The sequence below is a fragment of the Azospirillum sp. A29 genome, from assembly GCF_042604625.1.
Lineage (GTDB): Bacteria > Pseudomonadota > Alphaproteobacteria > Azospirillales > Azospirillaceae > Azospirillum > Azospirillum palustre.
Map to the genome: position 1 here is coordinate 751,645 of NZ_CP170460.1, position 18,268 is coordinate 769,912.

The window sequence follows — 18,268 nt, forward strand, 5'->3', positions numbered from 1 at the left end:
CCCCCCTTCGCAAAAAAACTCTCCGGATCCGGCTAGACGGAACGGATGATGACCAATCCGGGAAAAGGCCGCATCGTGCGCACGGGCAAGGTGCGGACGATGGCGTTGAGCGCCGCGTCCGGGCGGGCAATGTCGACGCTGCCATCGACCCGCAGAGCGGCGAGCGGGCGGTCCCACAGCAGGATGCGGGCGGGATGGTAGCGGTTGAGGTCGGCGACCACCGCATCGAGCGGCTGCGCCTGGAAGACCAGCCGCCCCTGCCGCCACGCGGTCTCCGCCGCCACCCCGTCGCGCAGCAGGGGGCCGGGGCCGTCGGGACCGTAGCTGCGGCAATGGCCGGCGGCGAGATGGACCGGCGGCCGGTTCCCCGCCGCCAGCGTGGCCGTGCCCTTTTCGACCGCGACCACCACATCGTCCGGCCGGCGGTGCACGGTGACGGTGGCGTCCATCATGGTGACGCTGCCGTCGGCGCAGGCCACCGCGAAGGGACGCCCCGGATCGGGCGCGGCGACGAAGCGCGCTCGGCCGTCGATCAGGCGGACCCGGCGCTCCGCGGCGGAAAACTCCACGGCGAGCGCGCTGCCGGCGTCGAGCTCGACCGACGAGCCGTCGGCAAGCGCCAGCGAGCGCCGCTCGCCGGTGCCGGTGCGGATCTCGCCCGGCCAGCCGGTCAGGACCACCGTGCCCCCGAGCCCGGCGGCGCAGGCCGCGGCCCCGCCCACCCCGAATGCCAGCAGCCGGCGCCGGGTCGGCAGCGCGCGGACGGCGCGGCGCGGGTCTGGCACGCGGTCGAGATCGCCCCAGACGCCGGACAGCCGGTCATACTCCTGCCGATGGGCCGGATCCCGTGCCAGCCAGTCGGCGAAGGCCGCCCGGTCGGCCGCATCCGCATCGCCGGACTCCAGCCGGACGAACCATGCCAGCGCCGCCTCGCGCGCGCCGCCGGAGGGCTCCGCCTGTCCGCCGCGACCGGCGTCACGATCCTTGTCGTGCCCTGTCACAACGCCAGCCGGTCGCGGCAATGGGCCAAGGCCTTCATCACATGCTTCTCCACCATGCTGCGCGAAATGCCCAGGCGCGCGGCGATGTCGGCATGGCTCAATCCATCGAATTTGTGAAGCAGAAACACCTCCCGGCAGCGCGGCGGCAGTTCGGCCAGCGCGTGGCTCAGCCGTTCCAGCCGCTGCTTGTGCTCCAGGGCGGTTTCCGCGTCGGGCTCCTCCAGCGGGCGCTCCATCCCCAGCTCGGCCGGGGCGAAGCGGCGTCCGCGCCGGGTCTCCGCCCGCAGCCGGTCGAGCGCGATGTTGTCGGCCATGCGGAACAGATAGGAGCGCGGGTTGTCGATCTCCGGCAGGGCGGTCAGGCTGCGCAGGCGCAGGTAGGTGTCCTGCACGACGTCTTCGGCAAGGCAGAGCGATCCGAGGCGCCGGGCCAGATGGCCGGTCATCTCCTCGTAATGGACGAGCAGCAGACCCAACAGGGAAGACCGGTCTCTTTCAGCCATGACCTCGGCGACACCCGTTCCAGCGATCCATCGGATATCCAGTCCTAACCATGAATGATAATCATTCGCAATCAATACATCGGCCTTTGCAAAAAACTTTGCGAAACGGAGGTGAGGGGGTGACCTGCGGCGGTCGTCATGACGTGGAGGCGGTCTGTGCGCCCGTTTCCGTCCGTATGGATGGTGTCGCTTCCGTGGTGAGGATCGAGGGGCCGGCAAACGTCTATAGTTGAGAACGACACGCATTCGCGCATTTCATCTCCACCAGGGACAGCGACCGCCGCCATGACCAGATCACCCCCGCCCGCCCGCCGCCGGTACAGGGCCGTTCTCGCCGTTGGGGTGGTCGTCGCCGGCTTCGCCACCGCCGCCCTGCTGCGTCCCGGCGATCCGGCCGCCTCCGCCGAACTGGCGGTGATCGGGCGCGGCACGGTCGAGGACACGGTGACCGCACTCGGCAAGATCCAGCCGCGCGCCTATGTCGATGTCGGCGCCCAGGTGTCGGGCCAGCTGATGCGGCTGCATGTCAAGGTCGGGCAGATGGTGCGCGAGGGCGAGCTGCTGGCCGAGATCGACCCCGCCCTGCAACAGGCCAAGGTCGAGGCAGGCCGCGCCGAGCGCGCCCGCCTGACCGCCCTGCTGGACGAGCTGCGGGCGCGCGCCGACTTCGCCCAGGCCCAGCTTGCCCGCCAGACCGCGCTGCGGCGGGTCGAGGCCGGGCGCGGCGAGTCCTACGATCAGGCACGCATGGAGGCGCGCACCGCCGCCGCCCAGGTCGACGCCACGCTCGCCCAGATCCGCCAGACGGACTCGACCCTCCAGGCCGACGAGGCGCAGCTCGGCTACACCCGCATCTATGCGCCGATGAGCGGCACGCTGATCGCGGTGGATGCCCGCCAGGGCCAGACCATCAACTCGACCTACGAGGCGCCGGTCCTGATGCGGATCGCCGATCTGTCGGCCATGACCGTCTGGACCCAGGTGTCGGAGGCCGACGTCACCCGCCTGACCGACGGCATGCCGCTCTACTTCACCACGCTCGGCCATCCCGGCCGGCGCTGGACGGCGCGGTTGCAGCAGATCCTGCCGGCGCCGCCGAAGCCGGTGACCGGCGGCTCCGCCAACGGCGCGGCGGCGTCGGGAGGCGGGACGGGGGCCAGCACCGTGGTGCTCTACACCGCCCTGTTCGAGGTCGCCAACGAGCGCGGCGAGCTGCGCCCGGAAATGACCGCCCAGGTCTTCTTCGTCGCCGCCGAGGCGAAGGATGCGCTGACCGTCCCGGTCGCGGCGCTCACCGCGACGGATGAGGCGTCCGGGCGGCACAGCGTCGCGATGATCGGGGAGGGCGGCGCCGTCGTGACGCGCGAGGTGCGCATCGGCGTGCGCGACCGCTTCAACGCCCAGATCCTGCAGGGGCTGGCCGAGGGCGAGCGGATCGTGGTGGGCTGGCGGACCGACGACGGCCGCCCGCCCCGCATCGGGTTCCGGCTGTGAGCGCCCCCCTCCTCGTCCTGGAGGACATCCGCAAGACCTACGCCACCGGCGGCGGCGTCGCGGTGGAGGTGCTGCGCGGCGTCTCGCTGACCGTCGAGGCGGGGGAGTTCGTCGCCATCGTCGGCAGCTCCGGCTCGGGCAAATCGACGCTGATGAACATCCTCGGCGGGCTCGACCGCCCGACCTCCGGCAGCTACCGGGTCGGCGGGCGCGACGTGTCGGAACTGGAGGGCGACGAGCGGGCGGCGCTGCGGCGCGACGGTTTCGGCTTCGTCTTCCAGCACTATCACCTGATCCCCGGCACCTCGGCGCAGGAGAATGTCGAGATGCCGGGCCGCTATGCCGGTCTGCCCGCCGCTGTGCGGGAAAGCCGCGCCGCGGCCCTGCTCGGCCGGCTCGGGCTGGGGGAGCGCCGCCACCACCGGCCCAACCAGCTGTCGGGCGGCCAGCAGCAGCGCGTGTCGATCGCGCGGGCGCTGATGAACGGCGCGCCGGTGATCCTGGCCGACGAGCCGACCGGCGCGCTCGACAGCGCCAGCGGCGCCGAGGTGGTGGCCCTGCTGCGCGAGCTGGCCGCCGAGGGCCGCACCATCGTCCTGATCACCCACGACCGCAAGGTGGCCGAAGCCGCCGACCGGGTGGTGGAGATGCGGGACGGGCGCATCGTCGCCGACACTGGCAGGCGGCTCGGTACCACCGCTCCCGCTCCGGCCCCGGCGGAGCGCCATACCCCGGCCTCCGTCTGGACCAGCGCCGGGGAGGCGTTCACGGCGGCGGTGCGCTCGCTGGGGGCGAACGGTTTCCGGACGGCGCTGACCCTGCTCGGCATCGTCATCGGCGTGGCGTCGGTGATCGCGCTGCTCGCCATCGGCGAGGGCGCCAAGCGGGCGGTGATGGCGCGGGTCGGCGCGCTGGGGGTTAACCTGGTCTATGTGCTGGCCGGCAGCGGCGACCCCCGCCTGCCGACCACGCCGCTGACCGAGGCGGACGGCGAGGCCATCCTGCGGCTTCCCAACGTCGAGAGCGTCATGCCCTACCTCGACATGCCGGTGATGGTGCGCTACGGCAACATCGACCACCGCACCAGCGGGCTGGCGACCTCGGCCTCGCTGCCGCTGACCCACCGCTGGCCGGTGGCGCTCGGCTCCTTCTTCACCGCCGCCGACGAGCGGGCCGGGGCGGCGGTCGCCGTGCTCGGCCACAATGTCGCGAAACGGCTGTTCCCGAACGGGGAGTCGCCGCTCGGCCGGCATGTGCAGGTCAACAACATCCCCTTCCAGGTCACCGGCGTGATGGGGCAGAAGGGCGACCTCACCGGCAGCCAGGACACCGACGACTGGGTGTTCGTGCCGCTGTCCACCGGGGTGCAGCGGCTGGTCGGCAAGCCCGACCTCCAGCTGATCCTGGTGTCGGTCCACAATGTCGGACGCATCGCCGAGACCCGCGACGCTATCAAGGCCCTGATGACCAGGCGGCATGGGCAGGAGGATTTCCAGATCCGCGACGTGACCGCGCGCATCAAGACGGCGACCGAGACGCAGGACACCATGACGCTGCTGCTCGGCAGCGCCGCGGTGGTGACCCTGCTGGTCGGCGGCATCGGGGTGATGAACATCATGCTGGTCAGCGTGACCGAGCGGACCCGCGAGATCGGCATCCGCATGGCCGCCGGGGCGCGGGCCGCCGACATCGAGCGGCAGTTCCTGATGGAGGCGGCGCTGGTCGCCGGGCTGGGCGGTCTGGTCGGGGTGGCGCTGGGGCTGGCGAGCGGGGTGCTGGTCGGGCTGTTCGTGATGCCGGTGCTCTTCACGGCGACCGCCATCGCCGGTGCGGTGACTTCGGCGGTGGTGACCGGACTGGTCTTCGGCCTGATCCCCGCCCGCCGCGCCGCCCGCCTCGACCCGGTGGCGGCGCTGTCGAGCGAGTAGGGCGGGGGGAAGGCAGGGAGGGGGAGGGGCTCAGCGCAGCCCCGCCTCCAGCTGTTCGGCGATCTTCGCCAGGGCGGTGTCGATGGCGGCGGGGGGGCCGCTTTCCAGGCTGTCCAGCACGATCAGGCGGGCGCCGCCGTCGGCGACGGCCTGGGCGATCTCCGGGGCAGGCTGGCGGTGGTGAAGCACCGCCGGGATGCGTTCGGCCCGGAGGAAGGCGGTCAGTTCGGCCAGACGCTCCGGCGTCCAGTCGCGGTCGTCGCGGGTCCAGACCTTGCGCAGGTCGAGGCCGAAATCGGCGGCGAGCATGGCGAAGCGGTCGGACAGCGCCGCCACCGACGGGTCGGGCAGCGCGGCGAAGCTCTGCGCCGTCTGCGAGGAGAGCGCCAGCAGGCCGCGCTTCAGCTTGGCGAGGTTGGCGTCGATGGCGGCGGCCGAGGCCGGGTAGAGGCGCCGCAAATCGGCGGCCAGAATGTCGGCCATCCGCCCGGCATTGGCGACGCCCAGCCAGGGGAAGGCGGCGCCGTCGCGCAGCGCGATGCCGGGCAGGGCGCCGTCCACCGGCCGGGCGGCGTCGATCTCGACCAGCCGGATGTTGGCGCGCCGCGCCAGCGGATAGAGCGGATCCTCCGCCCAGACCGAACGCAGGGTCAGCACCGCGTCGGCCTTGCGCGCCGTCTCGGCGAACTTGGTCTCGCCGCGCCCGCTGAGGAAGGAGTGCTGGCGGCCCATCGGGATGGCGGGTGGCACCGCCGCCTCGACCTCCACCGCCGTGCCGCGGGTCAGCGCCCGGGCAAGCCCGGCGGTGACCGGATGCCCGGCCAGCACGGTTTCGGCACCGGCGGTCTGCGCGACCGGGGCCGTCGCCAGCAGCAGGAGCGCCGCGAGCGTGATGCGTCTCATCCCTCGTCCCCTCTCATGACCAGACGCGCCAGCAGCGCGCCGAGGAACAGCAGCCCGGCCGCCAGGATGATGGCGCCGCCCGACGGCACCGGCAGGGCGAACTGCACCGGCAGCAGGATGCCGGCCACCGCCGCGACGCTGGCGAAGGCGACCGACAGCAGGAAGAAGCCGCGCAGCGACGTCGCGACGACGCGGGCGGCGGCGGCAGGGATCACCAGCAGGGCGCCGACCAGAATGGCGCCGATGATCTTGACCGAGGCGACGGTGACCACCGTCACCAGCACGATGAACAGATAGTCGAGCCCCTTCACCGGCACGCCGCGCACCCGCGCCAGCGCCGGGTTGAAGCTGGCCAGCAGCAGCCGGTTGAACAGCGCCAGCATCGGCAGGGTGACGCCCAGCGCCACCGCCAGCAGAACCGTCAGGTCGCGGTCGTCCACCGTCAGCACCGAACCGAACAGCACGTTTTCCAGAATGTGGATGTTGACCCGGCTCGCCAGGACCAGCAGCAGGCTGGCGCCGAGGGCCAGCGACACCGACAGGAAGACGCCGATCAGCGTGTCGGAGGTCAGGTTGCTGCGGTTGCGGGTGTAGTTGACCAGCAGGGCGAACAGCAGGCAGTAGCCGAACAGGCTGGCATAGGGGCCGGTGTAGGGCTCCCCCACCAGGATGCCGATGGCGACCCCGGTCAGCGCGGCGTGGCCGACCGCTTCGGAGAAGAAGGCCAGCCGTTTGGTCACCACCAGCGTGCCGAGCCCGCCCAGCACCGGGCCGATGACCAGACCGGAGAGCAGCGCGTTGACGAGGAAGCCGTGGGTCAGGCCGGCGGGCAGCCACCCGGCCGCGGCCCAGCCCTGGATCAGGGCGCGGAGTGTTTCGAAGCTCATGACGCCAATGCCCCGGCCATGGTGCGGGGGACGGCGGAGAACAGGCCGAGCACCCGGTCGGGCGACAGCATCTCCGGCGGCGGGCCGTCGAACAGCACGCGCCGGTTCAGCCCCGACACCCGCGTCGCCAGCCGCCGCACCTGGGCGAGGTCGTGCTCGACCCACAGGATGGTGGTGCCGGCGGCGGTCAGTTCGGCCAGCAGGGTTTCGAAGATGGCGACGCCGGCCTCGTCGAGCGCGGTCATCGGCTCGTCGAGGACGATCAGGTCGGGCGCCGGGATCAGCGCCTGGGCGAGCAGCACGCGCTGGCGCTCGCCGCCCGACAGGGCGCCGAAGCGGCGGCGGCCCTTGCCGGCCATGCCGACACGGGCCAGCGCCTCGCCGTAGCCGAGCCGGCGGTCCGGTCCGAGGAAAGCGGGGCGGCGCTGGCACAGCACGGCCAGGAAATCCTCCACCGTCAGCGGCAGGCCGCGGTCGAACTCGACCGCCTGCGGGACGTAGGCGATGGTGCCGGGCGCATCGCCCGTCCAGTCGAGCCGGATGGTGCCGCGGTGCGGCGCCTGTCCCAGCAGGGCGCGGATCAGCGACGACTTGCCGCCGCCGTTGGGGCCGACCACCGCGTGGACGGCGCCGGGAGCCACGGCGAGCGAGACCTGTTCGAGGATGGCGGTGCGGCCGAGCGTCAGGTCGACGCGGTCGAACAGGATGGCTGGGCCGTTCGCTCTCCTGCCGCTCACGGTCCGGTCTCCAGCATCGCCTGGACCAGCGTGTCCATGTTGCGGGTCATCTCGCGCTCGAACCGGTCGGCGGTGTAGTCGCCGTGCGAGACGTGGGAGAAGCTGTAGAGCCGGATGCCGGTCTCGCGGCGGATCGTCTCGACATAGGCACTGGGGAAGTTCAGCTCCGAGAAGATCACCTGCACGTCGAGCCTGCGCATCGTCGCGATGGTCTCGGCAAGCTGGGCCGGGCTGGGCTCGATGCCGTGGGCCGGCTCGACGACGGCGGAGACCTCCAGCCCGAACTCGCGCAGCAGATAATCGTAGGCGCCGTGGATGGTGGCGACCCGCAGGCGGGTGTCGCCGGCGCTTGCCAGCTTGCCCAGCGCGTCGGCGCGCAGCTGGCGCAGCCGGCGGGAGTAGGTCCGGGCGTTGGCGGTGTAGGCCTCGGCGTTGGCCGGGTCGAGCCGCCCCAGTTCACGGGCGATGGTGGCGACCTGAAGAACCGAGCCGGTGATCGACAGGAAGCTGTGCGGGTTGACCACCTTGCCCGATGCCCGCGTCGCCGCCTGCGCCATCGCCCCGGCAGCGGGCAGCAGCGGCACGTCGGCGTTGGATTCGACCACCGGCAGCTTGGGCTTGGACGAGGCGGCGATCATCCGTCCGGCGAAATCGTCGTGGCCGATGCCGTTCAGCACGATGGCGTCGAGGCTGCCGATGCGCTGGATGTCCTCCGGCCGCGGCTCGTAGGCATGCGGGTTGAAGCCGGCGGGGATGATCGGCACCACCTCGGCCCTGTCGCCGACGATGTTGGCGACATAGGAATAATAGGGGTGCAAGGTGATGCCGAAGCGCTTGCGCTCGGCGGCAGCGTTGGCGCCGGCGGGAAGGGCGCCGGCCGCCAGGGTGGCGGCGAGGAAGCGGCGGCGGTTCAGGGAAAGGGTCATCGGGTCGCACTCATCGGGGCACACTCATCGGGTCACGCCGGCGGTGAAGGTGGAGGTGATCCGCTTCCAGCCGGCGGCGGCCAGCGACGCCTCGTCGAGGCGGGCGGGCGGTGCTTCTGCGGCGCGCTTCAGCCAGATCCCGGGGCCATGGCCGTCCATATGGCCGTCGCCGTCCAGCAGCAGGACCAGAGACCCCGCTGTTACGGGATCGGCGGACAGGCCGGCATAGGCGACCGTCCCGCCGGCTTCCGCCAGGGTCCAGGCATGGCCGCCGCGCGCCGCGGCGCTGGCGTCGGCGGCGAAGGGCGGCAGGGCCTGGGCCGCCAGCTCGGCCGGGGACGGCGCCCGGCCGTCGGTCCTGCGCAGGGCGGCGATCTCGGCGGCCGCCATTTTGAGGTCGGCGTGCAGCCCCTGTTCGGCGGCGGTCAGGGCGGTGCGGGAATCGATCCGGTGGGGGGCCAGGGCAGCCTCCGCTTCCGGTGCCGGCCGCAGCCCGACCGCCGCCGTGGCGGTGGCGAGGATCAGGCCGGCGGCGAGCAGGACCCACAGGGTCTCGCGCTCGGCGCCGGCACGGCGGACGATCTGGTGATGCATGGGGTGGAGAACCCTATTTGATGGCGCTGTGCTCGATCTCGACCGTGTGGCCGGGGCCGGCATCGAACAGCACGTAGAAATCCTGGGCCGGGCGCGGGAAGGACAGGGTGGAATCCTCGCCCAGCCTGCCCTTGACCAGCACCTGCTCGTCGTAGGCGATCACGTCCAGCACCACGCCGGGCGCCTTCGAGCCGTCGGAGAAGCCGCCGGTGCAGACCACCGTCTGGCCGTCCGCCATCCTGCATTCGCAGACCGGGTAATGGGCGTGGGCGGCGGTGGCGGCGCACAGGGCCGCCAGGGCGGCGGCGACCGCCAGGGCATGGATACGGGCAGTCATCGCTTTCCTCCCAGAAAACCGGCCAGCGGGGTCGCGGTCTGATGGATCCGTCCGCTCCAGTCCTCGACCGTCACCCACAGCTCCTCGGTCCCGGCCGGCTCGGCCGGCACCGCCACCTCGGCTTCCCGCTCGTACGGGTTGCCGAAGCTGAGCGCGCCCGCCGCGCGCAGGTTCCGCGGCTTGCCGACGCGCAGGAAGACGCCGCGCACCTTGTCGATGTCGGCCGGGCGGAGATGGACGTGGTATTCCTTCATCCACTCGCCGTTGCCGGCCCGATGCGGCGACTCGTCGTAGGTGACGAGCGTGATCGCGAAGGGGCCTGCGCTGACGTCCCGCCGGATCTCGGGCGGGGCGAAGATCGGCTTCGGGCTGAAATAGTTGGGCAGGAAGGGAAGCGGCACCAGCATCATCAGCGCGCTGAGATGGAATTTGCCGCGATGCCAGGATTTGGGCATTGAGAATTTATGCATTGGAGGATGCCCTCGCCGTCCTCAGCCCGCGCACCGCCTCGACCGTGGCGCGCGCCGTCCGCTTGGTCCAGATCAGCATGCCGCTGAACACCAGCAGGCTCATCAGCGAGCCGAAGGCGAACCAGATCAGCTTGACCGGCAGGCCACCGAAATCGCCGGTGTGGAGCGCCCGCATGATGGTGCGGGTCAGCTCGACGCCCGACGCGCCCTCCAGCCCGCCCTCCACGACGATCACCTCGGCGGTGTAGGGGTTGACGCGGACGATGTCCGGCAGCAGCGGCACCTGCCCGCTGGAGCCGATCACCGACGCCGTGTCGTAGGCGGTGTCGGGCAGCCGCAGGTAGCGCAGCCGCATGTCGGGGAGGGCGGCCATGGCCGCGGCCACCACGGCGTCCGCGTCGGTTTTCGGCCTGACCGCCGCCACCGGAATCTGGTCGCGGGCCACCATCACCGGCGCCTTGCCGCCGCCCAGACCGATGCCGAGATGGAACAGGGCGATGTAGATCAGGAACCACAGGCTGGTGACGGAGATCACGGCGATGAACCAGATCGACCAAGTGCCGGCGACGCGGTGCAGGTCGCCCCACATCACGCGGGGCGCCTGCTTCCACCTGATGCGCGGCTGATAGAAGGATTTCCAGAAGCGCTTGTAGACCACGAGCCCGGTTGCGAGCGAGCCGGCCAGCGGGATGGCCAGCGCCGTCACAAGATACCAGCCGGTCGGGAAGGTCATCAGCCAGCCGTGCAGCGCACGGATGAACTGGCGGAAGGAGTTGCCGGGGGACAGGCCCTGGACCGCGCCGGTCACCGGGTTGACCCAGGCGGTGGTGAAGGTGCCGTCGGGCAGCGCCATCTCGGCGCCCACCGCCATGTGGGAGCCGCCCCAGCTCAGCGAAGCGACCTGTCCGCCGGGGGCCGCCGCTTCGGCCGCGGCGATCAGCGCGCTCGGCGGCAGCGGCTGCCCCTCGCCCGACGCCCGCATCGACGGATCGACCAGCCACGTGATCTCGGTGCTGACCACGGCGATGGTGCCGGTGACGCAGATGAAAAACAGGAAGGCCCAGATCGGCATCGCCAGCCAGGAATGCCACAGGAACCACAGCCGCGTGCGCGACTTGCCACCACTCATCTCGATCCTCTCCGCACGGGACATCCTCGCCCTTCCCCTTCAGACGAACGGGCGGGCCTCCAGCCTCAGGATGAAATGCGAAGGATTCTCATTTTTTCGGATGCGGGTCGAAATCCGGGCGCACGCCCGTCCGCGGCGACAGCGCCCCGTTCAGCGCCCGGTTTCAGCGGCCCGGCGGCGGCACCAGCGCGTCCATGGTGCGGACGATGCGGGGCGCATAATGCAGCGAGGCCATCGTCGCCATGCCCTTGGCCACCATCCGCAAGGGGGCCGGCATCGGGCGCGCGACATCGATCATCAGGATCGCGCGCAGTTCCGGGCTGTCGTTGACCACCTCGTGATCCCAGGAATCGTCGAACAGCACGCTTTCGCGCTCCTTCCACTGATGGATGCGGTCCTTCACCCGGATGTGCGGCGGCCGGACCGTCGGCACGCGCAATGCCAGGTGATAGCGCAGATACATGCGCGACGGCCCTTCATGGGCGCGCACGCTCTTGCCCGGCTCCAGAATCGAGAACATCGCCTGATAGACGCCGGGAATATCCCGGACCAGCTCCAGCGTGCGCGGCGCCAGCGTCCGGGCGGCCTGCGGCACACGGCCGAAACAGGTCAGCATGAACACGCTCCACCGCCGGTCGCGTTGCAGCCGGCCCGACGAGTGGATCACGTCGGTGTCGATGCTGTGGTAGGAGGGCAGCCGCTCGTAGGCGGCCAGCACCTGGTCGAATTCGCCGCGGATGGTGTCGTAGGCCGCATCGATCCGGCGCAGAGCGGGCATGTCCCGGTCGATGTCGTGAAACACCGGACGGGAAGCGCCGCCGGTGTGCAGGTCGAACAGCGGGTTGAACAGGGCTCCTGACTTGTAGAGCGACATGTTGCGGCGCCAGCGCCGCAGGGTCGGGATCAGCCCGTTGGGATCGGTCTTCTGCAGGGTCAGCATACTGGAGTCCCCTTGGAAACAAGGATGTGTGGGAGGCGGGCCGCCGAAGCACCGGCCCTCGCGGCCTCCTGATCGGCCGGGTTGTGCGCTAATCTCCATTATATTGACATATGTTTTGCTTCGGTGTCCACGGGGTGTGGAGATATTTCGTAATCATACACAGGCATTGATTTCAATAATTTGCCCACGTTGGTGTGATTTTAAACAGTACATTCGCATGCAAATGGCTTTTAGATTTCAAATTGTTGTCACAGTTCTGATAATCGAAAAAATTATGTTTGTTTGTTATTGACACAATAAGAGCATCAATTGCACAATTCGCCGGCACATAAAAAACAAATACTTTCCCACGAAACCCGAAACCCGATCGTCAAGCAGTGGCTTGCCGGACCGTGAAGCATCGGCGTGTGTCTGACAAACATCCATATATGAATGGGAGAATAATCGTGAGCTTTGCCTCGTACCGCGAGCAGCATGTCGCGTTTCTGAACAAGGCGGTGAAGCCCGTCGACCTGACCCTCGAACAGCTCGAAGGCCGGTCGTTCGGCCCGGAGACCCACAAGGGTCCGATGGTGATCTCCTCCGACCCGTCGGAGGACAATCTGGGCTCCAAGCTGGTCACCCTGCAGTCGGTCCAGCAGCTGAAGGACATCGCCGGGATTTCCGACGACCACTTCGCGGCGAACCCGCATGCCGACCGCAGCGTCCGCTACCCGACCCAGCCGGTGCAGACCGATTTCGACAAGGCGATCGAACGGGCGCGCAACGACAACTGCGCGCTGGAGAGCCTGATCCATCCCGCCGACCAGAAGACCATCGGCCAGGCGATGATGGCCTTCATCCATGGCGACAGCCAGAAGGTCAAGGCCTTCGAGCCGGTGATCAACGCCCTGCGCTTCCCCAACCAGGTTCTGCTGACCACCGGCCAGGACATCACCGTCACGCCGGGCAACCCCCTGGTCATCGGTCCCAACAGCCCGTACGTCACCCAGGACCCTGTCCTCGGCGCGGTCGCCATCTTCGGCACCGTCACCGTGCAGCAGGGCGGACAGATCCAGATCCTCATCCCGGTGACCTTCAAGGCCGCCCAGATCAATATGCTGTGAGGGCTGCCCAATGGGTGTCATCTACAACATCACCGTGACCGGCACCAATGGGACGACCGGCACCAGCGGCAGCCCCGGCGGACAGGGCCCCTCGGGCAGAAATGCGACCGGCGGCGTCTGCGGCGGCAAGAACAACGCGTCCTGCACCACGGCGCCGACCAGCGCGACCAACGGCGGTACCGGCGGCAACGGGACAGGCGGCTCGCCCGGCAGCGACGGCAGCTGCCCGGCAAGCCTGACCTTCCTGGTCGGGACGGTCTCCGGCGCCTTCAATGCCCTGGTCACCGGGGGCAACGGTGGAACCGGCGGCAATGGCGGCAATGGCGGCGCGGGCGGAAGCGGCGGTGCCGGCGCCAGCGTGGTCGGCTGCTGCCAGGGCCAGTACGGGGCCAGCATGCCGGCCGGCCAGACCGGCAACGGCGGCAACGGCGCCAATGGCGGCGCAGGCGGCAACGGCGCGGCCATCGGCACCGCCATCGTCGTTCTGTACGACGAGATCGTCGGCTCGCCGACCTACAGCCTCAATGCGACGACGTTCGGCCAGGGGGGGGGCGGCGGCTCCGGCGGCTATGCCGGCGGCGCGGGCGGCAGCCCGGGATCGCCCGGCGCCACCGGCAAGAACACGCCGGCCGGCCAGGGACCGACGATGACCATGCGGCCCAACAACGGCTGACGCCACCCCACGAACATCGTCGAGAACGGACACCTGACATGACGAACTCGATCAACGCTCAGATCCTGATCAGCGGATCCGGTGGAACCAACGGCGCAGCCGGCACGGCCGGCGGCGCCGGACCTTCGGGCGTGCCCGGCAACCCCGGAAGCGCCACTCCCAAGAAGGGCTGCTGCGGCACCACCTACACCTGCACCTGCGCCACCAACGGCACGGCCGGCGGCGGCGGTTCGGTCGGAGGCTCCGGCACCCCCGGCACCTCCGGAGGGGCGCCGCCTCCCTTCATCCTTCATTACGGCAGCCTGTCCGGCTCGCTGACCGTCCTGGCCCAGGGCGGCGATGGCGGCAATGGCGGCGACGGCGGTGTCGGCGGTGCCGGCGGCGCCGGCGGCGACGGCGGGAAGAACCAGGCCGTCTGCACCGACAGCAGCGGCAAGAATCCGCAATGCCCCACCACCCAGGGCGGTGCCGGCGGCAACGGCGGCACCGGGGGTGACGGTGCGAACGGCGGCAATGGTGGCAATGGCGGATCGGTGACCGTCTATTGGGACACCGATCCGGGCGACATCCTGGTGCTGACGCCGGGCGGCACCGGCGGGTCCGGCGGCTCTGCCGGCCAGGGCGGCGCCGGTGGTGCCGGTGGTGCGAACGAGGCCGGCGGCAACGCGGTGGCCGGTGCGAACGCCGGCGGCGGCCGTGCGGGAATCCCCGGCAATCCGGGCCAGTCCGGCACCCAGACCATCGTCAGGTATCCCACCACCACGGCATCGGCGGCCTGACCGGCTGCCCGATTGGCGCCCGGGAGCCATCGGCGGGAGGCATCGGGACGCCGTGATCGGCGCGCCCGACGCCTCCCGGCGGACTCTCGCCGCCCCCCTTTCCCCATTCCTCCGCCAACATCCTCACGCCGGGAGCCCTGGTGCCATGGGAAGCGTCAGCCAGTATTCTGCGACCACCGCCAACGCCCTGCTCGATCTGGTCGACATTGCGGGCGGAGACCTCAGCCAAGCCTACCTCCCGGCGACCCTGAATCTCGTGACCACCTTCGCGAATGGCTCCGTCGCATCGGGCGGCGGCCAGGGATTGCTCGCCACCGGCACGGTGGCCGGCATCGACGGGCCCGTCGCGGTGCTGGCGGTCGGGGTCGATTGGCCCACCTTCATCTCGTTCTTCGAGCAGTCCTTCCTCAGCGCCACCACCACGCTACCGCCCTATCTGAAGGTCGGCAGCAACGACTCCCTGATCGCCCTGGGCTATTCGCTGGCCTACAACGCGATCCACGCGCAGATCTGGGCCGCCGTCGCCAAGCTGAAGCTCGTGCCCGGATACGCCTCGAACGTGCCGCTGCTGGTGGTCGGCATGGGGCCGGCCGGGCCGCTGGCGCAGCTGGCCGCCCTCGACCTGCGGCCGGGACAGACCGGCCCGGATGGCAAAGGCGGCTCCATGACCAGCCCGGTCGGCGCGGCCGGCTGCTATTCCTTCTCGACCCCGGCCTACGGCAACGCCTCCTATGCGGCGGCGGTGACGGCGGCGCTGGGATCGGTCTTCCTGTGCAACCTCAATGGGATCGACTTCTATCCGTCGATCGCCGGAGCCCCCGACGGCTTCGCCTTCAGCGGTGCGGCCCAGACGCTGACCGCGTCGGTCCCCCCCTCCGACGTGCCCTGGCTGGAGCGCACGCCGGCCTTCTACCAGACCGCCTACGGCGCGCCGCAGCCGCAGCTGGCCGGAGGCGGAACGGTGACGCCTGTTCCCGCGGGCTACAGCGGCGACCTCGCCTACACGCTGGCTCTGCTGACGACGGCGGCCTATGGGCGCTTCCAGCATCCGGATCTGTCGCAGCCGCTGCCGTCCGGCTACACGCGGGCGGCCGACGTCGTGGTCGGCGGCGTCACCTGGGCGTCGATCTACACGTCCGGTGACCGGACGGTGGTGGCGTCGCGCGGCGCCTGCTCGTGGATCGAGTTGCTGGCCTTCATGGGCAACGGGTCCCTGCTGCCGCTGCCCTGGTTCACCTCCGGCGGCCGTATCCTCCAGGGGCTCTACAGCTTCTATCCAGGCTATGCGGCGGCGCTGTTCACCGCCCTGTCGGGAGTTCCCGGCGTGGCGGGCAAGCCGCTGGTGTTCGCCGGCCATGACTTCGGCGGTGCCCTGGCCGCGCTCGCCGCCTACAACCAGGCGCTGGCTCCCCAAAGCGGCATCCCCGCCGCCGCCGCGGTCTACGGCTTCGGCACCGTCCGTTTCGGCGACTATGCCTTCCAGAGCGCCTACCAGTCGGCGCTCGGCAGCGTCAGCTACCAGCTCCTGCGGCCGAACGACGTGATCGCGGCCAATCCGGGACTGTCGCTGATGGCTCCGCTACCGACGGCCATGCGGCTTTCGGGCGGAATGCTGAGCCCGGTCAACAGCACCACCGGCCATGCGCTCGCCCTCTACACCTCGCTGCTGAACCCCCAGGCCTCGGCGGGCGCGCAATCCTTCGCCATGCAGGCTGCCGCCGGACCGGTGGCCGCATTGCCTGGAAACGCGCGCCGGCTCGGCCTGCTCGCCGCCACCGCCGCGCCGCGCATCGTCGCGTCGACCGAGCCGGAGCTGACGCCCTTCCTGTCCAGGATGGCGGAGTTCCACGGACTCCATCCCGGGCATCTGGCCGGTCCGGTCCTCGACACCGCCGCTCACCAGGGCCGCATCGTGCTCTCCGCCGACCCGAGGGTCAGCACGCTCGCCCCGGCGCAGGTCTTCGCCGGAGGGAGCCGGGTTTTCGCCACCAACGCGATCCTGATCCGGGCCGGACAGAGCCTGCACATCGGCTCGCCCGGGAGCCCGGCCTTTCGCCTGCTCGCCCGCTCCATCCTGCTGGAACCGGGTGCGACCCTGTCGGTCGAAAGCCCGGCGCATCTTGCCGTCGGCTCCATGACCTCCATGGCGGCGAGCGCCGCCGCCAACCCCAATATCATCGTGCAGGGAGCCAACGGGACCAATGGCAGCCCGGGAGGGCAGGGTCCGACAGGGGTTCAAGGTGCTCCCGGTTATCCGGGCGGGAACGGCGGAGCGGGACAAAGCGGGGGGTGGGGGGCCAATGGGATCCTGCCATCGCCCTTTACCTTCTCCGTCGGCACCATCAGCGGCACTTTCGTCGTCCGCGTGGTCGGCGGCCAGGGCGGCGACGGCGGTCAGGGCGGGGCTGGAGGCGCCGGTGGCAATGGCGGCTCGGGTGCCGCCGGCGGCAGGGGCGGCCAGGGCGGCGATGGCGGCCGGGGCGGCAACGGCGCCAACGGCACGGCGATCGTCATCAGATACGACACCATGGAGCCGGGAACCAGCGTGGTCTTCGAGGATTTCGGCGGGCTGCGGGGAGCCGGCGGGGCGAGTGGCACAGGCGGGCCGGGCGGTGCCGGGCAACCTCCGGGCACATCGGGCAATCCCGGCTATCCGGGCCAGCCGGGGCAACCCGGCACCCCGTCGACCCTGCAATTCGTCTCCTCCTCCTCCTGACGGCCGGTTCGGAGCGCTGCCATGCCCACCAAGACCCTGCCCGACAAGGCCGAGGCGTCCGCCGCCGTGCCTGACAGGCCCGCCGTGAAGGCCGGCGTGGTCTCCAGCTGGCCCAGGCCGGCGAGGAACCGGGTGATCGACCCCTTCGACCCGCCCTTGCCGCGCTATTCCGGGCCGCAGACCATCGCCCACGAGGAGATGCCGGCGGATGCCCGCGCCTTCATGGACCGCCAGCTGTCCTTCCACGGCATCGATCCGGAGAGCTTCCGGCGGCGCTGGCTCGACAGCGCCCGGCACGGGCGGGCCATGCGGATCTCCTGGGTGCCCGAACGCTCCTTCGTCGAACCGGCGCAGACCTTCCGCCACACCTGGGTGCGCTATGCGCTGGACGGCATCGTCCTGCGTCCCGGCGCCGAGCTGACGCTGGAAACGCCGTTCGGCGACCCGCTGGAGCTGTATGTGCATCGGCTGACGCTGATGGAGGGCGCGCGGCTGACGGTGCAGGGCGGGGCGGCCCGGCTGGTGGTCGGGCAGCTGGTCGGCGCGCGGCCGGAGACGGCGGACAGCGTCGAACCGGCGACTCTGTTGCTGGCCAGCGCCGACGGCCGCGACGGCGACCCCGGCGCCAGCGGCGGTGCCGGACCGATGGGCAACACCGACCGGCCGGACGGCGGCGGCGGAGGGGGCGGCAAAGCCGGCGAGCCGGGTCTGAACGGCATGCCGCTGCGGGACATGGCGGTCACCGTCCACACGGTGACCGGGCGGTCCCGGCTGCTGGTGCGGCCGGGCCGCGGCGGCCATGGCGGCAGCGGCGGCAGCGGCGGGCCGGGGGCCTACGGCCATGCCGTCGCATTCCACCGGATGGGCCGGGGCGGCGACGGCGGCCATGGCGGCGAAGGCGGCGACGGCGGGGCCGGCGGCGATGCCGGGCTGCTGCGGCTCGACGTGCATGTCCGTCAGCCGGGGTCCGCCTTCGACCTCGACGTCGCGGACGGCGCACCCGGCGCCGGCGGCGCGGGGGGAGCCGGCGGGGCCGGGGGGATCGGCCTTCCCGACGGACTGACAGGACATGCCGGACGCGACGGAGCGCCGGGCCGGCCGGGCCGGCCGGCGCTGGTGCAATGGCTTCGCACAGGGGAGTGACA

At 70.9% G+C, this 18,268-nt stretch carries 18 protein-coding genes; 7 read left to right on the forward strand and 11 right to left on the reverse strand.

Features of this window, described 5'->3' with window-relative positions:
* Positions 1-32 precede the first annotated feature (32 nt).
* Together ABNQ38_RS03340 and ABNQ38_RS03345 are read right to left on the reverse strand one after the other, a co-directional pair.
* On the reverse strand, positions 33-1,001 hold the full coding sequence (locus ABNQ38_RS03340) for a FecR family protein (protein WP_377805690.1): 969 nt from the start codon (positions 999-1,001) through the stop codon (positions 33-35).
* Positions 998-1,504, reverse strand: a complete 507-nt coding sequence (locus ABNQ38_RS03345; RefSeq protein ID WP_377805691.1) for a sigma-70 family RNA polymerase sigma factor — start codon at positions 1,502-1,504, stop codon at positions 998-1,000. The genes ABNQ38_RS03340 and ABNQ38_RS03345 overlap by 4 nt, the downstream gene beginning before the upstream one ends.
* Before the next feature lie 285 nt (positions 1,505-1,789).
* On the opposite strand from ABNQ38_RS03345, the gene ABNQ38_RS03350 reads away from it, so the two are divergent.
* Together ABNQ38_RS03350 and ABNQ38_RS03355 are read left to right on the forward strand one after the other, a co-directional pair.
* Positions 1,790-2,998 carry an efflux RND transporter periplasmic adaptor subunit gene (locus ABNQ38_RS03350; protein WP_377805692.1) on the forward strand — a complete coding sequence of 403 codons (1,209 nt, stop codon included), beginning with the start codon at positions 1,790-1,792 and terminating at the stop codon, positions 2,996-2,998.
* Positions 2,995-4,926 carry a MacB family efflux pump subunit gene (locus tag ABNQ38_RS03355; protein ID WP_377805693.1) on the forward strand — a complete coding sequence of 644 codons (1,932 nt, stop codon included), beginning with the start codon at positions 2,995-2,997 and terminating at the stop codon, positions 4,924-4,926. The genes ABNQ38_RS03350 and ABNQ38_RS03355 overlap by 4 nt, the downstream gene beginning before the upstream one ends.
* A gap of 30 nt (positions 4,927-4,956) precedes the next feature.
* Here the strand turns inward: ABNQ38_RS03355 and ABNQ38_RS03360 are convergent, their stop codons facing one another.
* The 9 genes from ABNQ38_RS03360 to ABNQ38_RS03400 all read right to left on the reverse strand — a co-directional run bounded on the left by ABNQ38_RS03360 (position 4,957) and on the right by ABNQ38_RS03400 (position 11,849).
* Positions 4,957-5,829 (reverse strand): metal ABC transporter substrate-binding protein, encoded by an 873-nt coding sequence (locus tag ABNQ38_RS03360; protein WP_377805694.1) that lies wholly within the window; start codon positions 5,827-5,829, stop codon positions 4,957-4,959.
* Positions 5,826-6,716: a metal ABC transporter permease gene (locus ABNQ38_RS03365; protein WP_377805695.1), complete on the reverse strand. Its 891-nt coding sequence runs from the start codon at positions 6,714-6,716 to the stop codon at positions 5,826-5,828. The genes ABNQ38_RS03360 and ABNQ38_RS03365 overlap by 4 nt, the downstream gene beginning before the upstream one ends.
* Positions 6,713-7,453 carry a metal ABC transporter ATP-binding protein gene (locus ABNQ38_RS03370; RefSeq protein WP_377805696.1) on the reverse strand — a complete coding sequence of 247 codons (741 nt, stop codon included), beginning with the start codon at positions 7,451-7,453 and terminating at the stop codon, positions 6,713-6,715. The genes ABNQ38_RS03365 and ABNQ38_RS03370 overlap by 4 nt, the downstream gene beginning before the upstream one ends.
* A complete protein-coding gene (locus ABNQ38_RS03375) occupies positions 7,450-8,379 on the reverse strand; it encodes a metal ABC transporter solute-binding protein, Zn/Mn family (RefSeq protein ID WP_377805697.1) in 930 nt (309 codons plus the stop codon). Before ABNQ38_RS03375 ends, ABNQ38_RS03370 begins: the two co-directional genes overlap by 4 nt.
* Positions 8,380-8,403: 24 nt before the next feature.
* Positions 8,404-8,973 (reverse strand): DUF6162 family protein, encoded by a 570-nt coding sequence (locus ABNQ38_RS03380; protein ID WP_377805698.1) that lies wholly within the window; start codon positions 8,971-8,973, stop codon positions 8,404-8,406.
* 13 nt (positions 8,974-8,986) lie between these two features.
* Entirely contained in the window at positions 8,987-9,310 is a 324-nt protein-coding gene (locus ABNQ38_RS03385; RefSeq protein ID WP_377805699.1) for a hypothetical protein, read from the reverse strand.
* Complete coding sequence (locus tag ABNQ38_RS03390; RefSeq protein ID WP_377805700.1) at positions 9,307-9,765, reverse strand: hypothetical protein; 459 nt, start codon at positions 9,763-9,765, stop codon at positions 9,307-9,309. Before ABNQ38_RS03390 ends, ABNQ38_RS03385 begins: the two co-directional genes overlap by 4 nt.
* Positions 9,766-9,772: 7 nt before the next feature.
* A complete protein-coding gene (locus tag ABNQ38_RS03395; RefSeq protein ID WP_377805701.1) occupies positions 9,773-10,909 on the reverse strand; it encodes a PepSY-associated TM helix domain-containing protein in 1,137 nt (378 codons plus the stop codon).
* A gap of 163 nt (positions 10,910-11,072) precedes the next feature.
* Positions 11,073-11,849, reverse strand: a complete 777-nt coding sequence (locus ABNQ38_RS03400; RefSeq protein WP_377805702.1) for an aspartyl/asparaginyl beta-hydroxylase domain-containing protein — start codon at positions 11,847-11,849, stop codon at positions 11,073-11,075.
* A 446-nt stretch (positions 11,850-12,295) separates the two neighbouring features.
* Here ABNQ38_RS03400 and ABNQ38_RS03405 point away from each other — a divergent pair, with 446 nt between their 5' ends.
* The 5 genes from ABNQ38_RS03405 (at position 12,296) to ABNQ38_RS03425 (ending at position 18,266) form a co-directional block, all read left to right on the forward strand.
* Positions 12,296-12,955: a hypothetical protein gene (locus ABNQ38_RS03405; RefSeq protein WP_377805703.1), complete on the forward strand. Its 660-nt coding sequence runs from the start codon at positions 12,296-12,298 to the stop codon at positions 12,953-12,955.
* Between the two features lie 10 nt (positions 12,956-12,965).
* Positions 12,966-13,628 (forward strand): hypothetical protein, encoded by a 663-nt coding sequence (locus ABNQ38_RS03410; RefSeq protein WP_377805704.1) that lies wholly within the window; start codon positions 12,966-12,968, stop codon positions 13,626-13,628.
* A gap of 38 nt (positions 13,629-13,666) precedes the next feature.
* Positions 13,667-14,407: a hypothetical protein gene (locus ABNQ38_RS03415; protein ID WP_377805705.1), complete on the forward strand. Its 741-nt coding sequence runs from the start codon at positions 13,667-13,669 to the stop codon at positions 14,405-14,407.
* A 145-nt stretch (positions 14,408-14,552) separates the two neighbouring features.
* A complete protein-coding gene (locus ABNQ38_RS03420; RefSeq protein ID WP_377805706.1) occupies positions 14,553-17,123 on the forward strand; it encodes a hypothetical protein in 2,571 nt (856 codons plus the stop codon).
* Between the two features lie 21 nt (positions 17,124-17,144).
* Entirely contained in the window at positions 17,145-18,266 is a 1,122-nt protein-coding gene (locus ABNQ38_RS03425) for a hypothetical protein (protein WP_377805707.1), read from the forward strand.
* The last annotated feature ends 2 nt before the right edge of the window (positions 18,267-18,268 follow it).

Excerpts from the sequence above, each read along its gene's own strand:
- ABNQ38_RS03345 (WP_377805691.1), bottom strand. The coding sequence starts at position 1,504 with ATGGCTGAAAGAGACCGGTCTTCCCTGTTGGGTCTGCTGCTCGTCCAT.
- ABNQ38_RS03350 (WP_377805692.1), top strand. The coding sequence starts at position 1,790 with ATGACCAGATCACCCCCGCCCGCCCGCCGCCGGTACAGGGCCGTTCTC.
- ABNQ38_RS03360 (WP_377805694.1), bottom strand. The coding sequence starts at position 5,829 with ATGAGACGCATCACGCTCGCGGCGCTCCTGCTGCTGGCGACGGCCCCG.
- ABNQ38_RS03365 (WP_377805695.1), bottom strand. The coding sequence starts at position 6,716 with ATGAGCTTCGAAACACTCCGCGCCCTGATCCAGGGCTGGGCCGCGGCC.
- ABNQ38_RS03375 (WP_377805697.1), bottom strand. The coding sequence starts at position 8,379 with ATGACCCTTTCCCTGAACCGCCGCCGCTTCCTCGCCGCCACCCTGGCG.
- ABNQ38_RS03380 (WP_377805698.1), bottom strand. The coding sequence starts at position 8,973 with ATGCATCACCAGATCGTCCGCCGTGCCGGCGCCGAGCGCGAGACCCTG.
- ABNQ38_RS03385 (WP_377805699.1), bottom strand. The coding sequence starts at position 9,310 with ATGACTGCCCGTATCCATGCCCTGGCGGTCGCCGCCGCCCTGGCGGCC.
- ABNQ38_RS03390 (WP_377805700.1), bottom strand. The coding sequence starts at position 9,765 with ATGCCCAAATCCTGGCATCGCGGCAAATTCCATCTCAGCGCGCTGATG.
- ABNQ38_RS03395 (WP_377805701.1), bottom strand. The coding sequence starts at position 10,909 with ATGAGTGGTGGCAAGTCGCGCACGCGGCTGTGGTTCCTGTGGCATTCC.
- ABNQ38_RS03400 (WP_377805702.1), bottom strand. The coding sequence starts at position 11,849 with ATGCTGACCCTGCAGAAGACCGATCCCAACGGGCTGATCCCGACCCTG.
- ABNQ38_RS03410 (WP_377805704.1), top strand. The coding sequence starts at position 12,966 with ATGGGTGTCATCTACAACATCACCGTGACCGGCACCAATGGGACGACC.
- ABNQ38_RS03415 (WP_377805705.1), top strand. The coding sequence starts at position 13,667 with ATGACGAACTCGATCAACGCTCAGATCCTGATCAGCGGATCCGGTGGA.
- ABNQ38_RS03420 (WP_377805706.1), top strand. The coding sequence starts at position 14,553 with ATGGGAAGCGTCAGCCAGTATTCTGCGACCACCGCCAACGCCCTGCTC.
- ABNQ38_RS03425 (WP_377805707.1), top strand. The coding sequence starts at position 17,145 with ATGCCCACCAAGACCCTGCCCGACAAGGCCGAGGCGTCCGCCGCCGTG.